Origin of the sequence: Flagellimonas sp. (genome assembly GCF_965222555.1) — a bacterium.
Lineage (GTDB): Bacteria > Bacteroidota > Bacteroidia > Flavobacteriales > Flavobacteriaceae > Flagellimonas.
The window spans coordinates 2,007,501-2,033,095 of record NZ_CBDCUG010000005.1; the positions used below are offsets into that span (position 1 = coordinate 2,007,501).

Annotated in this window: 18 protein-coding genes, 1 tRNA gene and 2 rRNA genes (1 of these 21 only partly in view); 18 read left to right on the plus strand and 3 right to left on the minus strand. The window is 39.9% G+C overall.

Annotated features, from left to right (window positions below; genetic code table 11):
- Together ACOQO1_RS17380 and rrf are read left to right on the plus strand one after the other, a co-directional pair.
- A 23S ribosomal RNA gene (locus ACOQO1_RS17380) occupies positions 1-242 on the plus strand (it extends 2,584 nt beyond the left edge of the window).
- Positions 243-379: 137 nt separating this feature from the next.
- A 5S ribosomal RNA gene (rrf, locus tag ACOQO1_RS17385) occupies positions 380-491 on the plus strand.
- Positions 492-628: 137 nt separating this feature from the next.
- Here the strand turns inward: rrf and ACOQO1_RS17390 are convergent.
- The 3 genes from ACOQO1_RS17390 to ACOQO1_RS17400 all read right to left on the minus strand — a co-directional run bounded on the left by ACOQO1_RS17390 (position 629) and on the right by ACOQO1_RS17400 (position 8,067).
- Positions 629-2,095, minus strand: coding sequence for a glutamate synthase subunit beta (locus ACOQO1_RS17390; protein ID WP_420604151.1), 1,467 nt, complete (start codon positions 2,093-2,095; stop codon positions 629-631).
- Positions 2,096-2,103: 8 nt separating this feature from the next.
- A complete protein-coding gene (gene gltB, locus ACOQO1_RS17395; protein ID WP_420604346.1) occupies positions 2,104-6,609 on the minus strand; it encodes a glutamate synthase large subunit in 4,506 nt (1,501 codons plus the stop codon).
- Between the two features lie 315 nt (positions 6,610-6,924).
- Positions 6,925-8,067, minus strand: a complete 1,143-nt coding sequence (locus ACOQO1_RS17400; RefSeq protein WP_420604152.1) for an acyl-CoA dehydrogenase family protein — start codon at positions 8,065-8,067, stop codon at positions 6,925-6,927.
- 232 nt (positions 8,068-8,299) lie between these two features.
- Between ACOQO1_RS17400 and nhaD the strand changes: the two genes are divergently transcribed.
- The 16 genes from nhaD to ACOQO1_RS17480 all read left to right on the plus strand — a co-directional run bounded on the left by nhaD (position 8,300) and on the right by ACOQO1_RS17480 (position 25,571).
- Positions 8,300-9,685 carry a sodium:proton antiporter NhaD gene (nhaD, locus tag ACOQO1_RS17405; protein WP_420604153.1) on the plus strand — a complete coding sequence of 462 codons (1,386 nt, stop codon included), beginning with the start codon at positions 8,300-8,302 and terminating at the stop codon, positions 9,683-9,685.
- A gap of 57 nt (positions 9,686-9,742) precedes the next feature.
- Positions 9,743-10,435, plus strand: a complete 693-nt coding sequence (locus ACOQO1_RS17410) for a MotA/TolQ/ExbB proton channel family protein (protein WP_420604154.1) — start codon at positions 9,743-9,745, stop codon at positions 10,433-10,435.
- Positions 10,436-10,444: 9 nt separating this feature from the next.
- A complete protein-coding gene (locus ACOQO1_RS17415) occupies positions 10,445-10,831 on the plus strand; it encodes an ExbD/TolR family protein (RefSeq protein ID WP_097046926.1) in 387 nt (128 codons plus the stop codon).
- On the plus strand, positions 10,831-11,709 hold the full coding sequence (locus ACOQO1_RS17420) for an energy transducer TonB (RefSeq protein ID WP_420604155.1): 879 nt from the start codon (positions 10,831-10,833) through the stop codon (positions 11,707-11,709). Before ACOQO1_RS17415 ends, ACOQO1_RS17420 begins: the two co-directional genes overlap by 1 nt.
- A 4-nt stretch (positions 11,710-11,713) precedes the next feature.
- Entirely contained in the window at positions 11,714-12,925 is a 1,212-nt protein-coding gene (locus ACOQO1_RS17425; RefSeq protein WP_420604156.1) for a bifunctional folylpolyglutamate synthase/dihydrofolate synthase, read from the plus strand.
- 72 nt (positions 12,926-12,997) lie between these two features.
- Positions 12,998-13,072 (plus strand) — tRNA-Val (locus ACOQO1_RS17430).
- A 142-nt stretch (positions 13,073-13,214) separates the two neighbouring features.
- On the plus strand, positions 13,215-16,433 hold the full coding sequence (locus tag ACOQO1_RS17435) for a BspA family leucine-rich repeat surface protein (RefSeq protein ID WP_420604157.1): 3,219 nt from the start codon (positions 13,215-13,217) through the stop codon (positions 16,431-16,433).
- Positions 16,430-17,137, plus strand: coding sequence for a hypothetical protein (locus ACOQO1_RS17440; protein ID WP_420604158.1), 708 nt, complete (start codon positions 16,430-16,432; stop codon positions 17,135-17,137). Before ACOQO1_RS17435 ends, ACOQO1_RS17440 begins: the two co-directional genes overlap by 4 nt.
- Positions 17,138-17,350: 213 nt before the next feature.
- A complete protein-coding gene (nrdG, locus tag ACOQO1_RS17445) occupies positions 17,351-17,842 on the plus strand; it encodes an anaerobic ribonucleoside-triphosphate reductase activating protein (protein ID WP_420604159.1) in 492 nt (163 codons plus the stop codon).
- A gap of 5 nt (positions 17,843-17,847) precedes the next feature.
- A complete protein-coding gene (gene nrdD / locus ACOQO1_RS17450; RefSeq protein ID WP_420604160.1) occupies positions 17,848-19,716 on the plus strand; it encodes an anaerobic ribonucleoside-triphosphate reductase in 1,869 nt (622 codons plus the stop codon).
- A 140-nt stretch (positions 19,717-19,856) separates the two neighbouring features.
- The gene (locus ACOQO1_RS17455) at positions 19,857-20,297 is read left to right on the plus strand and encodes a c-type cytochrome (RefSeq protein WP_420604161.1); all 441 of its coding nucleotides are present in this window, start codon (positions 19,857-19,859) and stop codon (positions 20,295-20,297) included.
- Between the two features lie 11 nt (positions 20,298-20,308).
- Positions 20,309-21,646 (plus strand): cbb3-type cytochrome c oxidase subunit I, encoded by a 1,338-nt coding sequence (locus ACOQO1_RS17460; protein WP_420604162.1) that lies wholly within the window; start codon positions 20,309-20,311, stop codon positions 21,644-21,646.
- A 21-nt stretch (positions 21,647-21,667) separates the two neighbouring features.
- Entirely contained in the window at positions 21,668-23,128 is a 1,461-nt protein-coding gene (nirK, locus tag ACOQO1_RS17465) for a copper-containing nitrite reductase (protein ID WP_420604163.1), read from the plus strand.
- Positions 23,129-23,210: 82 nt separating this feature from the next.
- Positions 23,211-23,918, plus strand: coding sequence for a formylglycine-generating enzyme family protein (locus ACOQO1_RS17470; protein ID WP_420604164.1), 708 nt, complete (start codon positions 23,211-23,213; stop codon positions 23,916-23,918).
- Complete coding sequence (locus tag ACOQO1_RS17475; protein ID WP_420604347.1) at positions 23,905-24,636, plus strand: SCO family protein; 732 nt, start codon at positions 23,905-23,907, stop codon at positions 24,634-24,636. Before ACOQO1_RS17470 ends, ACOQO1_RS17475 begins: the two co-directional genes overlap by 14 nt.
- 110 nt (positions 24,637-24,746) lie before the next feature.
- A complete protein-coding gene (locus ACOQO1_RS17480) occupies positions 24,747-25,571 on the plus strand; it encodes a CbbQ/NirQ/NorQ/GpvN family protein (protein WP_420604165.1) in 825 nt (274 codons plus the stop codon).
- Positions 25,572-25,595: the final 24 nt, after the last annotated feature.

The following is a 25,595-nucleotide window of genomic DNA, read 5'->3' on the forward strand; positions in this document are numbered from 1 at the left end:
TCTGGTTCTAGTACGAGAGGACCGAACTGGACCGACCGCTGGTGCACCAGTTGTCCCGCCAGGGGCATCGCTGGGTAGCTAAGTCGGGATGGGATAAGCGCTGAAAGCATATAAGCGCGAAACCCGCCACAAGATGGGATTTCTTTAAAGGGCCGTGGGAGATGACCACGTTGATAGGCCATAGGTGGAAGTGCAGCGATGTACGCAGCCGAGTGGTACTAATTGCCCGTATGCTTGCGCACTGCCCCTCGGCAGTTCTTTATATACCAAAACACTTCTTGCTTCTTATTTGACCGGTGCAGAGCACCGTCCCAACATATGTCATATTAAAAACATTCCTCCTTATGTGGGAGGTCCTGAAACAAGTTCAGGATAAAATCTAGGTGGCCATGGCGACGGGGCCCACCCCTTTCCATTCCGAACAGGGAAGTTAAGCCCGTTTGCGCCGATGGTACTGCTATACCAAGTGGGAGAGTAGGTCGCCGCCTTCCTTGAAGGCCCTTTACAATAAGTAAAGGGCCTTTTTTTGTTTTAATATTTTTTAAAATAAAAAGGATGTAATAAAAAAAAGCCCCCAAGATAATTCTTGGAGAGCTTTTCACATTGGGTTTGGTTGGGTATTGTAATCTTAAACTCGAGGCAAATCACCATCACCTTTTAATGGTAAGTTGGATTTACCCATTAAAAAACTGTCTACGTGATGTGCAGCTTGTCTTCCTTCAGAAATGGCCCACACAATTAATGATTGACCTCTTCTTTGGTCACCAGCAACAAAAACTCCGGGAACATTTGTTTTATAATCCCTTGCCGAGGCATTGATGTTGGTTCTGGCATCCATTTGTAATCCTAGTTGGTCAGCTATAGTTGTTTCTGAACCGGTGAAACCAAGTGCTAAAAGCGCTAAATCACAGTTCCACTCTTTTTCCGTACCTTCAACCTCTTTGAGAACCGGACGTTTTCCAGGTACTTTTTCCCATTTGACTTCACAGGTAATAAGACCCTTTAAATTGCCATTGCCATCATCAATAAACTTTTTAGTGGATATACTGAAAACGCGCTCAGCACCTTCTTTGTGAGAAGTGCTGGTACGTAGTCGCATAGGCCAAAATGGCCAAGGTTGCCCCTCTGGTCTTTCTGGAGTTGATTTAGGCATGATCTCAAAGTTGGTAACCGAGGTTGCTCCATGCCTAATAGAAGTCCCAATACAGTCGGAACCTGTATCTCCACCACCTATTACAATAACATTCTTTCCTTTGGCCGTTAGTTCCTCACCTTTATACGGGATGCCATCAACTTTTCTGTTGTTTTGTGGAAGAAAATCCATGGCTTGAACCACACCTTTTAAATCTGCTCCAGGAATAGGAAGGTTTCTACGTACCGTGGCACCGCCGCAGAGAACGATAGCATCAAAATCATTTCGAAGTTCATCAGCCTTTACATCAACACCTACATGGATTCCAGTTTTGAAATTGATTCCTTCCTTTTCCATCACTTCAAGGCGCCTGTCAATTACATTCTTTTCCATCTTAAAATCTGGAATTCCATAGCGTAATAGTCCTCCTATTTTTTCATCACGTTCAAAAACAGTGACCGTATGGCCTGCTCTATTCAACTGTTGAGCGGTTGTCAGACCAGCAGGACCTGAACCAATAACGGCTACTTTTTTATCTGTTCGTTGAGAAGGAGGTTCTGGTTTTATCCATCCATTTTTGAATGCTGTTTCCACAATATTCTTTTCAATATTCTCAATGGAAACAGGGTCTTCATTTATCCCAAGGACACATGCCTCTTCACATGGAGCTGGGCACAATCGGCCAGTAAATTCAGGGAAATTGTTGGTGGAATGTAAAATCTTAGTGGCTTTCTCCCATTTTCCTTGAAAAACAGCATGATTAAAATCGGGAATCAAATTGCCCAACGGACAACCACTGTGGCAAAATGGTATGCCGCAATCCATGCAACGAGCGCCTTGGTTTTTAAGTTCACCTTCTTTTAAAGGAACCGTAAATTCCTTATAGTTTTTTATTCTTTCCTTGACAGGTGCATAGCCTTCATCCTTTCTGTCAAACTCCATAAATCCTGTTGTCTTTCCCATGGCTTAACTTATAAGGTTTGCAATTTTTCTTTTTCTAATCGTATTAATGCTTGTTTGTATTCTTCAGGGAAGACTTTTACAAACTTTGGCAGGTATTCTTCCCAGTTTTCCAAGATTTCTTGGGCCAATGGGCTTAACGTTGCATTGTAATGGTTTTCAATAAGTTCTCTTAGCTGTTTGATATCGTTATCTTCTTCTACAGCAAGTAAGTTCAAACTTTCACCATTGCATTGTTTTTCAAAGGTATTTTCCTTGTCTAACACATAGGCAATTCCACCGCTCATTCCAGCGCCAAAGTTTCTTCCCACGGCACCCAAGATTACGGCAACTCCTCCGGTCATGTATTCGCAACCATGATCTCCAATTCCTTCGACCACGGCTTTTGCTCCCGAATTTCTTACACAAAAACGCTCGCCAGCCTTGCCATTGATATAGGCTTCTCCGGATGTGGCTCCATACAAGGTCACATTTCCTGTGATGATGTTTTCTTCCGGTTTTAATGTGGATTTATAAGGAACCTTAATAACTAGCTTGGCTCCGGAAAGTCCTTTGCCCAGATAATCATTGGTATTTCCGTTGACCACCATGGTGAGTCCTTTGGTGGCAAATGCACCAAAGCTTTGCCCGGCTGAACCTGTGAAATTTAATTTCAAAGTGTTTTCAGGTAGTCCATCAGCACCATAAATCTTAGAGATTTCATTGCTGATGATTGCTCCAACTGCTCTATCGGTATTGTGAATTGGAAAATCCAATGATGTTTTTTCCTTTCTGAACAATGCCGGATGCGCCTTTGCAATGATGTCAAACTCAATGGAATCTTCTATATCGTGTATTTGCTTTTCAGTATTGTAAAATTTAGTGCCTTCTGGTACATCTACTTGATAAAGGATAGGACTAAGATCAATGCCAGCAGCTTTGTAATGCTCAATAGCTTTTTTTCTATCCAGCTTCTGAACTTGGCCTACCATTTCATCAATGGTTCTAAAACCAAGTTTGGCCATGATTTCCCTTAATTCCTGTGCCACGAAGTACATGTAATTGACTACATGCTCTGGCTTGCCCTTGAATTTTTTACGGAGTTCTGGGTTTTGGGTTGCAATACCCACAGGACAGGTGTTTAAATGGCATACCCTCATCATAACACAGCCTGAGGCTACTAAAGGTGCAGTGGCAAAACCAAACTCTTCTGCTCCTAAAAGACAAGCAATGGCAACATCTCTTCCTGTTTTTAATTGTCCGTCACATTCCAGAACAATACGGTTTCTTAGATCGTTAAGAACCAAGGTTTGTTGTGCTTCGGCAATTCCCAGTTCCCATGGTAGGCCTGCATGTTTCAATGAAGTAAGAGGAGATGCCCCTGTACCACCATCAAATCCTGAAATAAGGATTACATCTGCTTTAGCTTTTGAAACACCAGCAGCTACGGTTCCCACACCTACTTCTGAAACCAATTTCACATTTACTCTGGCATCCCTGTTGGCCGATTTTAAATCATAAATCAATTGGGACAAATCCTCAATGGAATAAATGTCGTGGTGTGGAGGAGGCGAAATAAGACCTACATAAGGTGTAGAGTTTCTTGTTTTGGCAATGGCCGGGTTTACTTTTGGTCCTGGTAATTGCCCACCTTCTCCAGGTTTTGCCCCTTGGGCCATTTTAATCTGAATTTCTTGTGCACTGGTCAAATAATTGGAGGTTACGCCAAATCGCCCGGAAGCAACTTGTTTGATGGCACTATTTTTCCAATCGCCAGTTTGATTTTTATAAAAACGAGCCGAATCTTCTCCACCTTCACCAGAGTTACTCTTACCTCCAATTCGGTTCATGGCAATTGCAAGATTTTCGTGGGCTTCCTTACTGATGCTTCCATAGGACATGGCGCCTGTTTTAAATCTTTTTACGATTTCAGTCCATGGTTCTACTTCCTCAATGGGAATTGGATCATAGTTTGAAAATTCAAACAATCCACGGATGGTCATCAAGTTTTTTGATTGCTCATTAACCAATTTGGAGTACTCCTTATAAGTCTCCGGCTCGTTATTGCGTACCGATTTTTGAAGTTTGGCAATACTTAATGGATTGAACATATGTTTTTCACCATCTCTTCGCCAACGGTACTCTCCGCCAATCTCAATATCAAGATTGGCTGCTAACTCCTGGGTCTTAAATGCTTTTTTGTGGCGTTTTGCTACTTCTTTTTCAATTTCATACAAACCTATTCCTTGAATACGGGTTGGTGTATTCGGGAAATATTTGTCTACCACTTTGGTATTGATACCAATGCATTCAAATAATTGGGAACCTCTGTAAGAATTCAAAGTTGAGATTCCAATTTTGTTCATCACTTTTAATATTCCTTTTCCAATGGCCTTGTTGTAATTTTTAATGGCTTCGTCAAAGGTGTACTCTGTTATATCGTTTTCTTGTATTTGCTCTGCAATGATTTCGTTTACCAAATATGGGTTGATGGCACTTGCACCAAATCCGAAGAGGAGTGCAAAATGGTGTACTTCTCTAGGTTCTGCAGATTCAACAATGATGCTCAATTTGGAGCGCTTGCCCATTCTGCTCAATCCACTGTTGACATATGAACAGGCCAACAAAGCAGGAATGGCCGCCATTTCAGAACTGACCATTCTATCAGATAAAATAATAATGTTAGCACCTTCATCTATAGCATTGGAAGCTTGTTGTAAGATGGAGTCCAGTGCTTCTTCCAGTCCATTGTGTCCTTTTCCAATTTCATAAAGCATGGATATGGAAACCACTTTATAGTCTGGACTGGCATCGTAATTTTTTATTTTATCCAAATCCTCTTTGGAGATCACAGGATTTTGGATTTTTAACTTTCTGCAATGGTATGGAGTGGTATCAAAAATGTTTTGATCACTTCCCAATGTCAAGCTGATGTCGGTGATCAATTCTTCCCGGATTCCATCCAAAGGCGGATTGGTTACTTGGGCAAAGAGTTGTTTAAAGTAATTGTATATAAGTTGTGGACGCTCTGATAAAACTGCAATAGGTGTGTCCGAGCCCATGGACCCAATAGGTTCTTTCCCATTTTTGGCCATTGGCAAAATAATGGTATTGATATCTTCCAAGGTATATCCAAATGCTGATCTTCTAGTTTCTAAAGGAAACTCACCATAAAAAACAGGACAATCATTATAAGGTATATCTTTTAGGTAGACCAAATTATCTTTCAACCATTTTTGATAAGGGTGTTTTTTGGCAATGGACTCTTTTATTTCTTCATCGTTTACAATACGACCTTCCTCCATGTTCACTAAGAACATTTTTCCAGGCTCCAATCGCCCGTGGAATTCAATGTCCTCTGGTTCCAATTCAACGACTCCAGTCTCTGATGACATGATCACATATCCTTGTTTGGTAACCGAATATCTTGATGGTCGCAATCCATTTCTATCCAAGACGGCTCCAATATAGTTGCCATCAGTAAATGGAATGGAAGCGGGACCATCCCATGGCTCCATTACACAGGAATTGTACTCGTAAAATGCCCTTTTGGCTTCGGACATTTCCTTGTTCTTTTCCCAGGCTTCAGGTACGAGCATCATCATTACTTCGGGCAAAGAGCGCCCCGTCATAAGCAATAGTTCCACAACCATATCCATGCTCGCTGAATCCGATTTTCTTGGTAGCACAACAGGAAGGATTCTTTTAATGTCTTCACCAAACCAATCACTCTCCATGAGTTCTTCCCTGGAACGCATACGGGAAACATTTCCTCTTAAAGTGTTTATTTCCCCATTGTGGCACATATAACGGAAAGGTTGTGCTAAATCCCAAGTTGGGAAAGTATTGGTGGAAAAGCGTTGGTGTACCAGTGCCAATCGAGTGACCACACGAGGATCCAACAAATCTTCGTAGTATTTGCTGATGTCCTGTGGTACCAACAGACCTTTAAAAATGATAATTTTAGTGGAAAGGCTTGGTAGGTAAAAGAACTGGCTTTGTGACAGTTTGCTTTTGATGATTGCATGTTCTGTAATCTTTCTGGCAATGAACAGTTTTAGGTTAAACTGAAAATCATCTTCGGCATCTCCTTTTCCAACAAACAACTGTTTTACAAAAGGTTCTGTTTCAGCAGCAATTCTACCGGGAACTGAACCGTTTACAGGGACATCCCGCCAACCCAATAGCTGCAGACCTTGGTTTTTAATATTTTCTTCAAGTGTTGCTATGCAAAAGTCGCGTTGGTTTTCCTTTTGTGGAAGGAAAACATTACTTACGGCGTAGTCACCTGCCTTTGGCAAATCAAAAGCGCATACTTCTATAAAAAAATCGTGTGGAATGTCTATAAGGATTCCCGCTCCATCTCCTGTCTTTCCATCTGAACTTACCGCACCTCTATGCTCCAGCTTATCTAGAATTTCAAGGGCCTTATGAATGATGTCGTTTGATTTTTTGCCCTTTAGGCTACAAATAAAACCAGCACCACAGTTGTCATGTTCAAATTCCGGAAGATATAGACCTTGTTTTTCTAATCTCATCATTATGGTATTTCCTCAAAAATATCCTTTTTGATAAATAAAAAACAAGGTTTTTCAGGTATTGTAATAAAATCATCAGCTTTTGTGATGAAGGGTTAAAAAATATTCATATTTGGAATTTGACCAATATCAAATTATGATTCTCTCAAAATGGAAAGCTGGTTAAAAGGTGTTTTTCAATAATTCAGGGGTCAAGTAGTGAAAAATCCAGAATTTTATATAAAAAGATTAGTTTCAAGGGGTATTGGATGCCTTAATTTGAAATAATCAACAAAGACCCCTACAATTATAGGGGTGTAAATTTTTAGTGTAATACTAATCTTTAAGAATACTTCTCGAGATCACAATTTTCTGGATTTCTGAAGTGCCTTCGTAAATCTGAGTGATTTTTGCATCCCGCATCAATCTTTCTACATGGTAGTCTTTCACAAAACCATTTCCTCCATGTATTTGCACGGCTTCCACGGCTGTTTCCATAGCTACTTCGGAGGCGTATAATTTGGCCATGGCTCCTGAAAGTGTGTAATCATTTCCAGCATCTTTATCGCAAGCGGCTTGATACACCAAATGACGTGCAGCCTGAATTTTGGTATGCATATCCGCCAATTTAAATGCAATAGCTTGGTGGTTGGCAATTTCAGTACCAAAGGCTTTGCGCTCTTTTGCATATTTTTTGGAGAGCTCGTAAGCTCCTGCTGCTATCCCCAATGCCTGTGCGGCAATACCAATTCTGCCCCCAGCAAGGGTTTTCATAGCGAATTTAAAACCAAATCCATCTTCACCAATTCTGTTTTCCTTGGGTACTTTTACATCATTGAATAATAAGGAGTGGGTGTCACTACCTCTAATGCCTAATTTATTTTCCTTTGGACCAATTTCAAAGCCTTCTGCTCCCTTTTCCACAATAAGTGCATTGATTCCTTTATGTCCTTTCTCCACATCGGTTTGGGCTATTACCAAATAGATTTCTGCAGTCCCGCCATTGGTTATCCAATTTTTGGTTCCATTTAAAAGGTAATGATCACCTTTATCAATTGCTGTAGTTTTTTGGGAAGTTGCATCACTGCCGGCTTCGGGTTCTGATAAACAAAAAGCACCTATAACCTCACCGGAGGCCAAGCGGGTTAAATATTTTTCTTTTTGGGCTTCTGTGCCAAAGGTTTCCAGTCCCCAACAAACCAAAGAATTGTTTACAGATACCACTACGGAAGCTGATGCATCAACCTTGGACAGTTCTTCCATGACCAATACATATGAAAGGGTATCTAATCCACTTCCTCCATATTTTTCATTGACCATCATTCCTAAAAAGCCAAGTTCTCCCATTTTCTTTACTTGTTCGGTAGGAAATTTTTGCGCATCGTCTCGTTCAATAACACCCGGAAGCAGTTCGTTTTGGGCAAAATCTTTTGCTGCCTGTCGTATCATTAGCTGTTCTTCGGAAAGAGTAAACTCCATAAAATTGAGAATTAAGTAAAAATGGTATACAAATATAGCTTTATGGTGTCGATTTTTCACAAAAAGATGCAAAAAAATAAGAATAGTATAATATGGCCGATCGGTAAAATTAAGCGCTGTTATTTTTCAAGATTTTTATAAGAAGAACATTGTGCTGGAAAACTCATTTTGAATATCTTTAGCAATGTAGACTTTAGTCTTTTGAAGTTTAACTAACTTAAACCAACTAAACATGGAGACCCTCTTAATTGCCATATTTGTCATTGGATATCTTGCCATAACCCTTGAACATAATCTAAAAATTGACAAGCTTATTCCAGCTCTGGCTATGATGGCCATTCTTTGGGCTTTGATGGCCTTTGGGATTGATAGTTTTACCACTTGGTTTGACTCGGGAAAGCATGCTTTGATGGAAGGTTTTTCCGCATTGGGGCATGAAGATAAAATGCATATGTTAGAGGAGACGCTGCTCCATCATTTGGGAAAGACCTCTGAGATTTTAGTGTTTTTGTTAGGAGCCATGACCATAGTCGAAATCATTGATTACTTTGATGGATTCGCTACTATCAAGACATTTGTGAAGACCAAAAGTAAAAGGAAGATATTGTGGATTTTTGCTTTTTTGGCCTTTATTCTTTCTGCCATTATCGATAATCTTACGGCAACAATTGTATTAATATCAATTTTACAGAAAATTGTAAAGGATAGAAATGTAAGAATATGGTATGCTGGACTTATTATTATTGCCGCAAATGCAGGCGGGGCATGGTCCCCGATTGGCGATGTGACCACAACTATGCTTTGGATTGGCAATAAGGTAACAACAGCTAAGTTGATAGGATACCTGCTTGTACCATCACTTTTCTGTATGCTGGTTCCTACTTTTATTGCTTCCTTTTTACCTGCATTCAAGGGTGAAATTGAAACGGAGGAGGACAACGGGCCAAAATCCAAATTTGGACCTACGATGCTCTATTTGGGATTAAGCGCCATTGTGTTTGTGCCAATTTTTAAGACCATAACCCATTTACCACCTTATGTAGGGATGATGTTGTCCTTGGCGGTAGTGGCCACATTTGCGGAAATATACAGCAGCTCCAAAATAGCCATTTCTTCAGTAGATCCTGAGAGTGATGCAGGATCGCACCATAGCCCGGTGCATAGTGCATTGACCAAAATAGAACTCCCGAGTATACTCTTTTTCTTAGGAATTTTAATGGCCGTGGCCGCTTTGGAATCGCTGGGCCTTCTTTTCAATTTTGCTGAAGGCTTGAAGCAGGGCACACCGTTGCTTGGAACCGAGATTGCAGGGACACAAATTTCGGATTTAGTGGTGATATTGCTGGGAGTTGGCTCTGCGGTTATAGATAATGTTCCGTTGGTTGCCGCTAGTTTGGGAATGTTTTCAGAACCTATGGATAATCCTTTATGGCACTTTATTGCGTATTCTGCGGGAACCGGAGGAAGTATGCTGATTATTGGCTCTGCGGCTGGAGTTGTAGCTATGGGAATGGAAAAAATTGACTTTTTCTGGTACCTTAAAAAAATTGGATGGTTGGCCTTCATAGGCTTCATTGCTGGTGCTATTTGCTTTATCATCATGCGATATTTTTTCTAAAAAATACTTTAGGTCAAAAATCTCCGTTATTATTGCAACTTAAATTGGGGATTTTATATGATTATTTTTCAAGATTTAGAGGAAGGAGCCGAGATAGGTGCATCTATATCGGAAGAAAAGACGCTTTCTGTCATTGATTTGATTGTTAATGGAGGAACGGGGAGTGTGGTTATTATTATGGTACTTTTTGTGCTTTTGTTCGTGGCACTCTACATTTATTTTGAGCGTATTTTTGCCATCAAGGCAGCATCAAAGATTGACAAAAACTTTATGAACCAGATTCGTGATCATGTCATGAACGGTAAATTGGACGCAGCTAAGATCCTATGTGCTCAAACCGATTCACCAGTTGCTCGCTTAACGGAAAAAGGAGTGTCCAGAATTGGCAAGCCTTTGGATGATATCAATACTGCCATAGAAAATGCAGGTACCTTGGAGGTTTATAAATTGGAGAAAAATGTGAGTGTGTTGGCCACCGTTGCCGGCGCTGCTCCCATGATTGGATTTTTAGGAACCGTAATTGGTATGATTTTGGCATTCCATGAAATGGCAAGTAGTGGAGGACAAGCAGAAATGGGTTCATTGGCATCTGGTATTTATACCGCGATGACCACCACGGTAGCTGGATTGGTAGTAGGTATTATTGCCTATATTGGTTATAATCACCTAGTGAACAGAACGGATAAAGTGGTTCATAAAATGGAAGCCAATGCAGTGGAGTTTTTGGATTTGTTGAATGAACCTATCTAGAATTTCAATATGAAATTAAAAGGAAGAAATAAGGTTAGTCCAGAATTCAGCATGTCATCAATGACAGACATTGTATTTTTGTTATTGGTGTTTTTTATGCTGACTTCCAACGCTCCCAACGCCCTGGATTTGCTGTTGCCAAAAGCAAAGGGAAAGTCTACCAATACTCAAAATGTTTCTGTCACTATAGACAAGAACCTGAAATATTTTGTGAACAACGAGCAGATAAGTAAAGAATACATTGAAATTGAATTAAAAAAGGCACTTGAAGGACAAGAAAAGCCTACCATCATTCTAAGGGCGGAAGAAAACGTGGCCATAAAGGAAGCGGTCAATGTTATGGATATTGCCAATAGAAATAGTTACAAGGTTATCTTGGCTGTGCGGCCAAAATAATGTCATTTTTAGATACGAGACACAAGAAAAAATCTTTCACGCTAACAACACTTCTGTTAAGCGTAGTGTTACTATTGCTTTTTTACATCGGGCTTACCTATATGGATCCACCCATTGAAAATGGTATAGCCATCAACTTTGGAACCATGGATTTTGGCAGTGGAAAAGTTCAGCCAAAAGAAAAAGTACGTTCTGAGCCGAAGAAGGTTGAATCAAAACCAGTGGAACAGGTTCAAGAGCAAGTAGTGCCAAAACAGACCGCTCCCGAAGAACCTGTGGAGAAAGTTTTGACCAGTGATACCGAGGAAACCATAAAAATAAATCAGCAAAAAGAAGCTAAACGAAAGGCCGATGAAGCTGCAAAAAAGGCTAAGGCAGAAGCAGAACGCATTGCTCGCGAAAAAAGAGAAGCTGAAGAACGAAAAAGACAAGAGCAGGAAGCCAAAAAGAAAAGCTTGGACGCCTTGATTGGAGGAATTGGTAAATCTGATGGCACAACCACCGGAAGTGAAGGAGACGACAATAGAGCTGGTGATAAGGGAAAGCCAGATGGAGATCCTTACGCCACTAGCTATTATGGAACTCCAGGAAGTGGTAGCGGTACGGGCGGATATGGTCTAAACGGTCGTTCGTTGGTCAGTAAAGGAAAAGTGCAACAGGAGTGTAATGAAGATGGTCGTGTTGTAGTTCGAATTGTTGTGGATAGAAATGGAAAGGTCATAAAAGCAACCCCGGGAGTAAAGGGAACAACAAATAATGCCCCTTGTTTGCTGGAACCTGCAAGAAAAACCGCATTTCTACATAAATGGAACCTGGATTCCAACGCACCTTCACAGCAGATAGGTTTTGTGGTTGTCAATTTTAAGTTAGGCCAATAGTCCAATGACTTATCAAGAAACTTTGGATTGGATGTTCCAGCAACTTCCAATGTATCAGAAGAAAGGTGCAGAAGCCTTAAAAAATAAGTTGGACAACATTCTTTATTTTTCGAAAGTACTTGGGAATCCCCATGAAAAATTCAAGAGTATCCACGTGGCAGGAACCAATGGAAAAGGCTCCAGCAGCCATATGTTAGCTTCCATTCTTCAAGAAGCTGGGTATAAAGTGGGGCTTTATACTTCGCCACATTTAAAAGATTTTAGGGAACGCATAAAAATAAATGGCGTTCCAGCTTCCAAAGAATTTGTTGTTGATTTTATTCAAAACCATAAACCCTTTTTGGAACAGAACGATCTTTCCTTTTTTGAAATGACGGTTGGAATGGCTTTTGATTATTTTGTAAAAGAGGAAGTTGATATTGCAATCATTGAAGTAGGCTTGGGCGGAAGGTTGGACTCTACCAATATCATTACACCTGAAGTTTCACTGATAACCAACATTGGACTGGATCACACTCAAATTTTAGGGGATACTTTGGAGAAGATTTCCTTAGAGAAAGCAGGGATCATAAAAAGAGGTGTTCCTGTGGTAATAAGTGAAACCCAACCTGAAACCAAAGGAATCTTTAAGATTATGGCTGCTCAAAAGGGCTGTAAGATTGTTTTTGCCGATCAACTTGAAATAGAAAACTATAAAACGGACTTGTTAGGAGCGTATCAGACAAAGAATGTAAGAGGAGTGGTTGCCACAATTAATGAGTTAAAGGATTTTGAAATAAAAGAAGAACATATATTAGAAGGACTTCGGAATTCTATTGGTAATACTGGTATTTTGGGTAGATGGCAAGTATTGGGCGAAAATCCTAAAATTGTATGCGATACAGCACATAACAAGGAAGGGTTGGAGATTGTTTTGAAGCAGATTGAGGATTTCAAGGCGCAAAAAGTACATTTTGTGCTAGGCTTTGTAAATGATAAGAACTTAGCTGAAGTATTGAATCTTTTTCCGAAACATGCTGAATATTACTTTGTAAAACCTAACATACCTAGAGGTTTGGAAGCAGAAGAATTATGGAAAATGGCCTTGGATTTTGGTTTGAAGGGAGAAATTTTCAAAACGGTAAAAAATGGTTTTGAGGCTGCTTTGGAGCAAGCGGATCAGGAAGATTTTATATATGTGGGGGGCAGTACTTTTGTAGTGGCAGAGGTAGTTTAGATATTTTATGTTATTTCTTTTTGGTAAACAAAAAATGATGCTATATTTGCACTCCCATTTAGGAAAATGAATGGGCGCGTAGCTCAGTTGGTTCAGAGCACCTGGTTTACACCCAGGGGGTCAGGGGTTCGAATCCCTTCGCGCCCACAGAAAAACCTCAGCAATTGCTGAGGTTTTTTGTTTTAGGAATTTTCTATCAGAATTTTATAGGAAAAAGAAAACAAATCATCGAGATTTACTTGGAAATTCTTGGCTTAAGTTGTAGGTTGCTGTTACTATATCAACCTAAATGAAAAAAATCTACCTCTCTGCCCTATTGGGTTTCATTCATTTCTTTTTATCGGCCCAAACAGAATTCATAACGACCTGGAAAACGGATAATTCAGGTACTTCTGCAAATAATCAGATTACCATCCCAACTTTTCCGGGGGAAGTTTATGATTATATCGTTGATTGGGGAGATGGTTCCACGGATAATAACGTTACTGGAGATATCACGCATACATACGCTACTCAGGGCACATATACAGTTTCAATAACAGGTGATTTTCCACGGATATATTTCAATTTCATTGGAGATAACGACAAATTGCTGACTATAGAACAATGGGGAACCATTAAGTGGAGCTCTATGGAGGCGGCTTTTGCTGCTTGTCATAATCTGAATGTTGTGGCAACTGACACTCCTGATTTGACCAATGTTACATCCATGAAAAGTATGTTTGATAGTTGTTCTTTTCTCCAGGTAAATGAGTCAATCAACGATTGGGATACCAGTACCGTTACAGATATGTCCTTTCTTTTTGCTTCCGCAAATAGCTTTAACACCAATATAAATCAATGGAACACTTCCAATGTCATAGATATGAGTGGAATGTTTATTATGAATGATGTTTTTAATCAGCCAATAGGTGTATGGAACACATCAAATGTTCAGAATATGGGTAGCATGTTCAATATGACCGGTAGTTTTAATGAAGATATTGGGAATTGGGATGTGAGCAAGGTTAACGATATGTCTCAAATGTTTGAAGATTCACAAGTATTCAATCAACCTCTGGATAACTGGAATGTATCATCAGTAAAGAGCATGAGGAATCTTTTTAAATCTTCTCAAGCCTTTAATCACTCTGTTAACAATTGGGATGTTTCATCAGTTACAGATATGACAAGCCTATTCGAAGATGCAGCCAGTTTTGATCAAAACCTTGGGAATTGGGATGTCGGACAAGTTGCAAGTATGATTGATATGTTCAGAGGGACTAGGCTATCACAAGATAACTACGATAGTACGCTTATTGGTTGGGTTAACCTAGATTTCCTTCAAAGCAATGTCCAATTTGATGCTGGAAACAGTGAGTACTGTGTGGGTGAAATAAGCAGACTGGTATTAATGGAGAATTTTAATTGGACAATCAATGATAATGGCAAGAATTGTCCGTTTATCACTACTTGGAAAACGGATAACCCTGGATTTTCAAACGATAATCAAATATCAATATCAACTTATGCGCCTTTTGGCACAACCTATAATTATGATGTGGATTGGGGTGATGGAACTTCCGATATTGGGGTTACAGGTAATATTGTTCATACTTACAGCGCTCCCGGGATATATCAAATTGGCATTTCTGGTGAGTTTCCGAGAACAAACTTCAATGGTAACAATGCGGATAGTGAAAAGCTGCTGCAGATAAATCAATGGGGGTCAATTCAATGGACTTCTATGGCCGCTGCCTTCATAGGATGCAGTAATCTTGATGTATTGGCCGAAGACATTCCTAACCTTTCAAATGTTTCAACGACCTCCGGCATGTTTTCAAGGTGCACGTCTTTGGTCGGAAATGAATACTTCCAAAATTGGGAAATGGGTAATGTAACCATTACTGATAGCATGTTTGCACTGGCAGAGCAGTTTAATCAAGATGTTTCCAGTTGGGACGTATCTAACGTAACCAGCATGTTTGCTATGTTCAACGGGGCAACTTCCTTTAATCAGGATATTGGCCTTTGGAACGTAGGAAAAGTTATAAATATGGGTGGGATGTTCGCAAACTCTATATTTAATCAGGATATTTCCGCATGGAACGTAAGTAACGTAGTTGATATGGAAGGCATGTTTAGTAGCAATAGAGTATTCAATAAAGATATTTCAACATGGAATGTTAGCAATGTAACGGATATGCTATCCATGTTTCAAAATGCTGAAAGCTTTAATCAAGATTTATCAGCTTGGGATGTGTCCAAAGTTCAACACATGACAAATATGTTCAACACAGCAATTTCTTTCAATTCAAATGTTGATGGTTGGGATGTAAGTAATGTTGAAGATATGGTGGGGATGTTTCAAAGAGCAAGTTCTTTTAATCAAGATTTGGGTTCGTGGAATGTTACCAATGTTACCAACATGATGTGGATGTTTGCCGAGGCGACCAATTTTGATCAAAGTCTTGAGAACTGGAATATTCAGAATGTAAATAATATGGGTCTTATGTTTGAGATGTCTGGATTATCCTTAGAGAAATATGACCGCACACTTAACAACTGGGCTGAGCTACCCTCTTTGCAGATTGGGGTATCTTTTGATGCTGGGAGCAGTCAATATTGCGAATCTGAAGAAGCACGGCAAAATATAATTAATATGTATGGTTGGACCATAAATGATGCTGGCGAAAACCCTGTATGTAATCAAGACAATGATTCCGATGGTGTACTTGACCACAAAGATTCATGTTTGGGAACCCCTCCTGGGGTCGAGGTCGATGCCAATGGATGTGACATCATACCCAATAACGCCATAAAGGTGTATGTTTTGACACCCAGTTGCATTGGCAGTTCAGATGGAATCATAGAGATTACCATGAACATTTCGGGATATTTACTTGACATTTCAATTTCTGGAGAAGGATTATCCAATCAATTTGATGATATATCTTCTGAAACTGGTTTGGAAATAAATGATTTATCCGCAGGAAGCTACACCATTACGGTATCAATACCTGAAATCTTTTTTGAACAGACTTATGGTGTTACCGTAAATGAATTGGATTCAGTTACCGGGAAAAGAGCGGAACTCAATTCGGAGGGAGGTACGGTTTCATATTCAGTCGAAGGTAGTACGTCCTATTCGGTTTCAGTCAATGGCGAAACAAAGGATTTTGTATTTGAAAATTCAGGACAACAAACAATCTCACTTAAAAACCTGAAAGGTCAAACGCAAATTAGCATCACAGGGGAAAATGATTGTCAAGGAAAAATATTGGATAGTTTTTTCATAGGTGAAACCATTCAGGTTTATCCCACAGTTACCTCTACGAGTGTGAATTTTATAACAGAAGCGAACAAGTTGAAAGTTTATGTTTTTGGCGTTGATGGAAGATTGATAAAAGAACAAAATTATAATCAACAAGAAAAGAGTATGGATGTCTCGTCATTCGAATCCGGTATGTATTTCCTTCAAATGGAAATAGCTGGGCATAAAGAAACTATAAAAATTGTTAAAAGATGAAAAAGACTAAATTAATATTGAGCCATTTCATATTAGCATTGACCACCATTTTTTTACTTTCCTGCGGTGGTGGAGGTGGTGAGGGAGAAGAACCTCCTAAGGAGGAGAGCAAGCCGCCTTCAAAAACTATTGGCACATTGCCAACGAACGGCGAACCATGTTCGGATTATGAAGAAGTTGATAATGATGATGTCAAAGTACTCGTTGAATTTAGGTGGAACGCTGCTCAATTGGCACAAAACTATGTTCTGGAAATCTTTGAAGGTACTACCGAGGTTTTCAAAAGCTCTTTTAACAATTTGGAAGCCAAAGTACAGCTGGATAGGGGTAAGACTTACTCTTGGTCATTGACAGCGGTAAATAATGATGGTGAAACGGCAGGGGACACTTACTCTTTTACAACTCCTGGTATTCCAGAAGCTAATTATGCCCCCTACGCAGCTGCCATAACCATAGAATTTAATACACAAAACATGGAAATGTCTGTAGCTTGGGTAGGCAGTGATGAGGACAATGATGAACTTACATACGATGTGACTGTTTCGGAGAATGAATCAATTTTAGTGGAAGAGACCGATTATAATATGGAATCCATTAATCCAGTCGCCTTTAAAAATGGGGAAAACTACTCAGTCGAAGTTATATCCAAAGATACTTCAGGTAATTTTTCAGTTTCCAAGATGAGCGCTATAGCACCTGATTAAAATTATAACCCATGTTTTAGTTCATGGTCAGGGGTTCGAATCCCTTTGGGCCCACAATGGTAAAAAAGCTTTCGATATTTCGGAAGCTTTTCTTTTTCAGGATATATTACAATACGGTAATGGACTACTTTCCGACTTTCGATTTAACCCCGTTTCATACCTGTTGATAACCTATTTGATAACTCATTCAACACCGCTTATATATCAATTTCTATGTTTTATAATTTTAAAGGATTAAAAGGTCTTTTATTATTTATGTTTTTCAATGATTTTCAGATAGTACTTCAAGAAGTGCCCGGAGAAATAAGCCTTTGCTTTACAATTTCCGGCTGCCCACTTCGATGTGAAGGCTGCCATTCACCTTTTTTATGGAAAGAAGGCAATGGGCAGCAGCTCACCCAGCAAATATTTAAGAATATGCTGTATAAGTATTATGGGTTTGCTACATGTGTTGTTTTTATGGGCGGAGAATGGCATCAAAAAGAGTTAGTTGAGAATTTAAGGTGTGCTAAAACAAAAGGATACAAAACTTGCCTCTATACGGGCTTGGATAGGGTAGATGACGAGGTTCTAAAACATCTTACATGGATTAAAACGGGCCAATGGATTACCCATCGTGGCGGGCTTGACTGCAAAAACACCAATCAGAAATTCATAGAAGTAAAGACCAATAAAATTCTAAACCACTTATTCATAAAAAATTAAATAATATGATTCGACTTACCGATACCCAGATTACCAAAAAAATTGATTTTATCGACCAGTATATGCAATCGGCCAACGCAGCTGATGGCTCAAAAGTAGATGCCAACGCCAATGTTACTTCCAAAAACATAGCTACAATGGAAGCGGAGTTGAACAAGGATATCAATATCCAGGTAAATAGGGAGCTGATAAAGCTGAAAATCGAATCACTTTTTGGGTCGGACTTGGCTCAGGAGTACATCAGACAAATTGAATCGCATGAAATTTATGTACATGATGAAACTTCACTTAAACCATACTGCGTATCCATAAGCATGTATCCCTTTTTGTTGGATGGACTTACAAAATTGGGGGGAGAAAGTAGAGCTCCCATGCATTTGGAGAGTTTTTGTGGAGAATTTGTGAATCTGGTCTTTGCCATAAGCTCTCAATTTGCCGGTGCATTGGCCACCGTTGAGTTTTTAATGTATTTTGACCATTTTGCAACTGTAGACTATGGTAAAGACTATTTGGAGACCAATGAAAAAACCATTGCAAACCATATGCAACATGTAGTCTATGCTATAAACCAGCCAGCTGCAGCTCGGGGATACCAATCCGTGTTTTGGAATATATCATTATATGATGAGGCCTATTTTAATAGCATGTTTGGAGATTTTGTCTTTCCAGATATGACGAAACCCAAATGGGAAAGTGTAAAAAAGCTACAATCCTATTTTATGAAATGGTTTAATGAAGAACGCACCAAAGCGGTACTTACTTTTCCGGTGGTCACGGCCGCCATGTTGGTGAAAGATGGCACACCAGTCGATGCTGAATTTACCGAAATGTGCGCCCAAGAATTGAGTGAAGGGAATTCTTTTTTTATCTATCAGTCCGAAAATGCGGACAGTTTAGCTTCATGTTGCAGATTACGCAATGAAATAAGTGACAACACATTCAGTTACTCTTTAGGAGCTGGGGGTGTGGCTACAGGATCGATAAATGTGATTACCTTGAACATGAACCGATTGGTTCAAAAAGGAGCGGATATTGTAGAGGAAGTCCAGAAAATCCATAAATATCAGGTCGCGTATAGAACACTCATTGAAGAATATGAAGCAGCTGGACTACTTCCAGTGTATAAAGCTGGGTTTATTGCGTTGGAAAAACAATTTCTGACCATTGGAATCAATGGAATGGTGGAAGCCGCCGAAAGTCAAGGTATAAGTGTTGGCAACAATCATAGCTATAAGGCTTTCGTCAACAAATACCTTAAAGCCATTTATGTTGAAAATAAAAAAGCTAAGCAGGAATATGGTTATATGTTCAATACCGAGTTCGTGCCAGCAGAAAATTTAGGGGTTAAAAATGCCAGTTGGGATAAAAAGGATGGACTTTTCGTTCCTCGGGACTGCTACAATTCCTATTTCTACAAAGTAGAGGATACCTCAACCAATACATTGGACAAAATAATCTTGCATGGCGAGGAAATCATCAAATATTTGGATGGAGGTTCAGCACTTCACCTGAATCTTGAGGAAGCGCCTAACAAAGAAGGTTTTATCAAACTGATTAATGCAACGGCCAGGGCTGGGTGTAATTATTTCTGTTTCAACATTAAGATTACCATCTGTAATACTTGTGATCATATTGACAAGCGAACTTTGCACAATTGTAGTAAATGCAATTCTGCAGCGGTGGATCATGCAACGCGTGTGATTGGATACCTAAAAAGAGTTTCTAGCTTTAGTTCTGGACGACAACAGGAGCACGGGTTACGGTTTTACCATAAAGAAGGGGCAAGGGGAAGCTTAGCACAGAAAAGAATGGAAATATGGAAGAGCTATACAACGGAGGAGAAGCAAATATTAGAAGCATCAACCGGCAATTAGAGCATCTCCGCAAAAGGCAATTGTCAAGTATTTTTTATTCAAAACATGATAAAAATCATGTATTCTGGTAATCACCTGATATATTTTTACCAGATAAAGGATAAAAATATCCTTTAATATTATATACTAATCAATTCACCATGTTATCAAAAAAACAAGCACGAACTTTTTTTCTTGGAGGGACTGTTGTGACGTTTCTTATTTTCATAGGGCTCACAATCTTTTCGTTCAGCAAAGAACAGGATCAATCCAATTATGAGAACATTACCGAACAAGTTGTTCGAGGAAAACATTTATGGGAGGCCAACAACTGCATGGGGTGTCACACCATTCTTGGCGAAGGGGCCTATTATGCCCCGGAACTTACAAAAGTCATTGACCGACGGGGTAAAGGCTATATCAAGGCTGTACTAACAACTCCCAATGCCTGGGCACCCAACGGTAGAAAAATGGTGGCTTACGGATTTTCAGATGGAGAAGCCGAAGACCTTATCGCATTTTTTGACTGGATAGACGACATTGACCTTAATGGTTTTGATACCGTGGTATCTCCATTGGCTAAAGAAAAAACCAACAACTAATACTTAACGTTATGAAATACAAATCACAAAAAGTGGCATACTGGTTTTTTGCGCTATCCATGTTGCTGCTGGTTTTACAATTGACCTATGGATTTATCATGGGTTTTGCCCGCGTGGGTCTTGACGGGTTGCACGATTTTATACCTTTTAACACGGCTCGTGCAGTGCATACTAATCTATTGGTTGTTTGGTTGCTTTCCGGATTTATGGGTGCGGCCTACTACATTATTCCTGAAGAAGCACAACGTGAACTGGTCAATGTGAAATTGGCCTATGTACAGTTGATTTCTTTGGCATTGGTTGGAGTGGCAGCAGTAATTGGCTATCATTTCAATTGGTGGGAAGGACGTAAGTTTCTTGAAATTCCAAGACAGCTGGATTTTCTTGTTGTAGCCAATGTCCTGTTGTTTTTAGGATTGATTTTAGCGACTCTTTTTAAAGGAAAACGAAGAACCACAACTGCCTTGGTACTTTCCATGGGGCTGTTGTTTGCCGCATTGCTTTATCTGCCCGGGATGCTGCCATTTGACAGTCAGGTTACAGACTCCTTTTTCCGTTGGTGGGTGGTTCACCTTTGGGTTGAAGGTGTATGGGAATTGATCATGGGAGGTATATTATCGTTCCTTTTGATCAAACTTACCGGTGTAGACCGCGAGGTGATTGAAAAATGGCTCTACGTAATCGTTGGATTGACCTTCCTTTCTGGAGTCTTGGGAACAGGGCACCACTATTATTATATAGGTGTAAACAAGATTTGGCTGATAGTAGGTGGTATATTCTCTGCTTTGGAACCATTGGCATTTTTGGCCATGGCCTTATTTGCGGTCAATATGTATCGCAAAGGGGAGAAAAGACATCCCAACAAACTTGCATTGTTTTGGACGCTCGGTGCCGCCATTGTATCCTTTTTAGGAGCGGGTCTGCTCGGGTTTGCGCATACACTTCCACAGACAAATTTATACACGCATGGAACTTTGGTAACCGCAATGCATGGTCACTTGGCCTTTTGGGGAGCCTATGCCATGATCGTATTGGCCATTATCAGTTATAGTATGCCCAATATGACCGGTAGAAAATTGTACCTAAGTGCCCGGGGAAGAGCAGCATTCTGGCTTTCCAATATTGGTATGATTGGAATGACGGTCGCTTTTGGAGTAGCAGGTGTTGCCCAGGTATACTTGGAGCGCAAGTTTAAAATGGAGTTTATGCAGGTCCAAAATGAGATCAGTATCCATTTTGTGGTTCTACTGTTATGCGCTTCCGTACTGACATTTGGAATCATACTGTACATCATTGATTTCCTAAAACATGGGCGTCCAACAGATCAAGCCTTAGAAATAACACAATAAATAACATCCAAATTAGAATACATGAAAATACCCAAGAACAACCTAATGTTCCTTGGCCTTATGGCCATAAGTGTGATTACTTTACAAAGTTGTATTGATAACACTACCAAAAAAGAGTATGCTTCTGCGGCCGATATTCCAGTAAGCAGGGAAATGACTGCAGAACTTACAGCTCCACCCAATGTTCCAAGAGGAGTGGGTGACCGTAAGGCAAAAAAGCTTATTGTAAATATGGAGATTCTTGAAAAAGAAGGAACCATGACCGATGGAACCACTTACAATTATTGGACTTTTGGTGGCTCTGTACCAGGAAGTTTTATTCGCACTCGAGTGGGAGATGAGGTGGAATTTACCCTATCAAATCACCCGGATAATAAACTTCCCCACAACATAGATTTACATGCTGTGACGGGCCCTGGCGGTGGTGCAACCTCTTCTTTTGTGGCTCCGGGACATGAGAAAAAATTCAACTTTAAAACATTGAATGAAGGGTTATATGTTTATCACTGTGCTACCGCACCTGTTGGAATGCATATTGCCAATGGGATGTATGGATTGATTTTGGTTGAACCGGAAGGTGGACTTCCTCGAGTGGACAAGGAATATTATGTAATGCAAGGCGATTTTTACACCAAAGGCGAAAATGGAGACCCTGGATTGCAACCTTTTGATATGCAGAAAGCTGTTGATGAGGATGCCGATTATGTGGTGTTCAACGGTAGTGTTGGGTCTATGACCGGGGACAATGCCATAACGGCTAATGTGGGTGAGACAGTTCGCCTGTATGTAGGTAACGGAGGCCCCAATTTGGTATCTTCTTTTCACGTGATTGGTGAAATTTTTGACAAAGTAATGGTCGAAGGGGGCAATAGCATCAATGAGAATGTGCAGACCACGCTGATTCCCGCTGGTGGAGCCGCAATTGTAGAATTTAGAGTTGATGTCCCTGGGACTTTTATCTTGGTGGACCACTCCATTTTTAGAGCTTTTAACAAAGGTGCTTTGGGCATGTTAAAAGTGCAGGGAGAAGAAAACAAGACTATTTATTCCGGTGTAGTGCAGGAGGGTATTTATAATCCAGAAGGCGGTGGAATCCAGGTTATGCCAAATGGAGGTGATGATGAAAGCGAAAGCAGTGGTACTAAAACCCTGGCAGAGAAAATGGAATCGGGGAAACAAGTTTATGCCAAAACCTGTTTTGCATGCCACCAGGCCAACGGAGAAGGAATCCCCAACGCGTTTCCACCTTTGGCTGAGTCGGATTATTTAAATGCTGATGTAAACCGTGCCATCGACATTGTGCTTAATGGTAAAACAGGAGAGATTACTGTTAATGGCCAAAAGTATAACAGTGTAATGACCAAACAGGCCATTAGTTCAGATGAGGTGGCCGATGTACTTACCTATATCTATAATTCTTGGGGGAACAAAAAAACAAATGTGACCAAAGCCCAAGTTGAACAAGTTAAAAGTGGGCACTAATCAACATTGACAGATGACTATTTTAAGATTGACAGTTTGTATACTTTTTCTTTGGATGGGCAATGCAAATTGTCAATCTAAAATGGTTGAGATTAAGGGAGGAACTTATATTCCGCTATATGGAAGGGATTCATTGACAGTTACTATTTCAGATTTTTATATGGATGTGTATCCCGTCACCAATCAGGAATATTTGGAGTTTGTGAAAGAATACCCCAAATGGCAAAAGTCAAAAGTAAAAAAACTCTTTGCTGATGACAGTTATCTCATGGGTTGGAAGTCTGACATTACTTTAGGTAATAATCAGAAATTGGATGCTCCGGTGGTCAATGTAAGTTGGTTTGCAGCCAATGCTTATTGCGAATGTAAAGGAAAACGCTTGCCGACCATAGATGAATGGGAGTATGTGGCCATGGCAAATGAAAATATACCGGATGCTAGGCAAATTCAAACCTACAATGAATATATTTTGGGGTGGTACGAAAAACCTAAAACATTCAACAATACCATTGGTTCCACCTTCAAAAATTATTGGGGTGTTTATGATTTACATGGTTTGGTTTGGGAATGGACTTCCGATTTTAATTCGGTGATGGTATCCGGTGAGTCTCGAAAAGATGTGGACAACGATAGCAACCTTTTTTGCGGTAGTGCAGCAATTGGAGCTACCGATTTAATGAATTATGCTGCTTTTATGCGTTATGCCACTCGTGGCAGCCTAAAAGCAAAATATACCATGAAGAATTTAGGATTTAGATGTGTAAAAGATATTAATGATGAAGCATTTTAGAGTAATATTCATATTTCTGGCGTTTGTGTTGTCTATTGTTGCTTGCAAGAATAAAGTTGAGACGGCATCTACCGATGATGGAATAACATACCAATGTCCCATGAAATGCGAAGGAGAAAAAACGCATAATACCGCAGGTAGTTGTTCGGTTTGCAAAATGGATTTAATGGCTATGGCCTCTTTGCCATCAAAAAATATGGAAACAGAGGAGATTTCCGAGGAATCCATTTTTAATCTGACCTCAAAATGGAATACAGAAGAAGGAAATACAATAGTGTTGAAAGACTTAAAGGGAAAAACCTTGGTCATGGTCATGATCTATACCACATGTAAAGCTGCATGTCCCAGATTGGTGGCAGATATGCGAAATATTGAAAAACAAGTTCCGGAAGCCTTCAATAAAGATTTACAATATGTATTGGTGAGCATCGACCCAAAAACGGATACGCCAAAACATTTAAAAGCCTTTGCCAAGGAAAACCTGATGGACGCAGCGCATTGGACCTTCCTTCAAGGAACAGAAACCGGAGTAAGGGAATTTGCCAATGTGCTGGCGGTAAAATATAAACAGATTTCACCTATGGATTTTTCCCATTCCAACATTATAAGTGTATTTAATCCACAAGGTGAATTAGTACATCAGCAGGAAGGATTGGGGGTGGATAATAGGGAAACCATTGAAAAAATTATTGAAACAGTAACAGACAGGTCTAATTAGCAATTGAAACTAGTCCCTAACTAGTCCATAAAGTATTGTCTGCTCATACCTGATTTACTTAGGATTGTACTTTATGAAACAATTGCTTTTTAGACCTTAAAACATATGCCATGGTCAATACAATTGAGGAAAAAAGAATCAACATGACTTCACATTCAAAGACAACGGTACCGTACTATAAACCAGTTGGAAAGGAGATAGCCATTTTTAAACATTCCCACAACAGCAAAATCCCGTTTTTGTTAAAAGGCCCTACGGGAACTGGGAAGTCACGATTTATTGAATACATGGCCCATGAACTTGATCAATCGTTGATTACGGTGAGTTGCCATGAAGAAACTTCGTCAACTGATTTGATTGGCAGGTATATTATCAAAGGTGCGGAAACTGTTTGGATGGACGGCCCTCTGACAATGGCGGTCAAAACTGGAGCTATTTTGTACTTGGATGAGATTGCCGAAGCAAGACCGGATGTTATTGTGGCGATACATTCATTGACCGATCACCGAAGGGAATTGTTTATCGATAAACTTGGAGAAACCATAAAAACTCACCCTGATTTTATGTTGGTAGCCTCTTTTAATCCAGGATATCAGCGTGGATTTAAAGAATTGAAACCTTCTACTCGACAACGTTTTGTGGCCGTTTCCTTCAATTATCCAGATGCAAAGATCGAAGCGGATATTTTGGTGAACGAGACCAATATTTTAGCGGCAGATGCCAAAAAACTGGTGAATATTGCCAACAAAATTCGGAATTTGACGGAATTAGGCCTCACTGAAACCGTTTCCACCAGGTTGTTGGTCGATGCCGCTAAACTGATACGCTCAGGCTTACCCAAAAGACTGGCCGTGCATGTGGCAGTGGTTGAACCACTAACGGATGATATAGAGGTTGTTAGTGCATTGAATGACTTGTGTGATTTAATGATATAAATATGAGTAGTGAGCATGTAATAT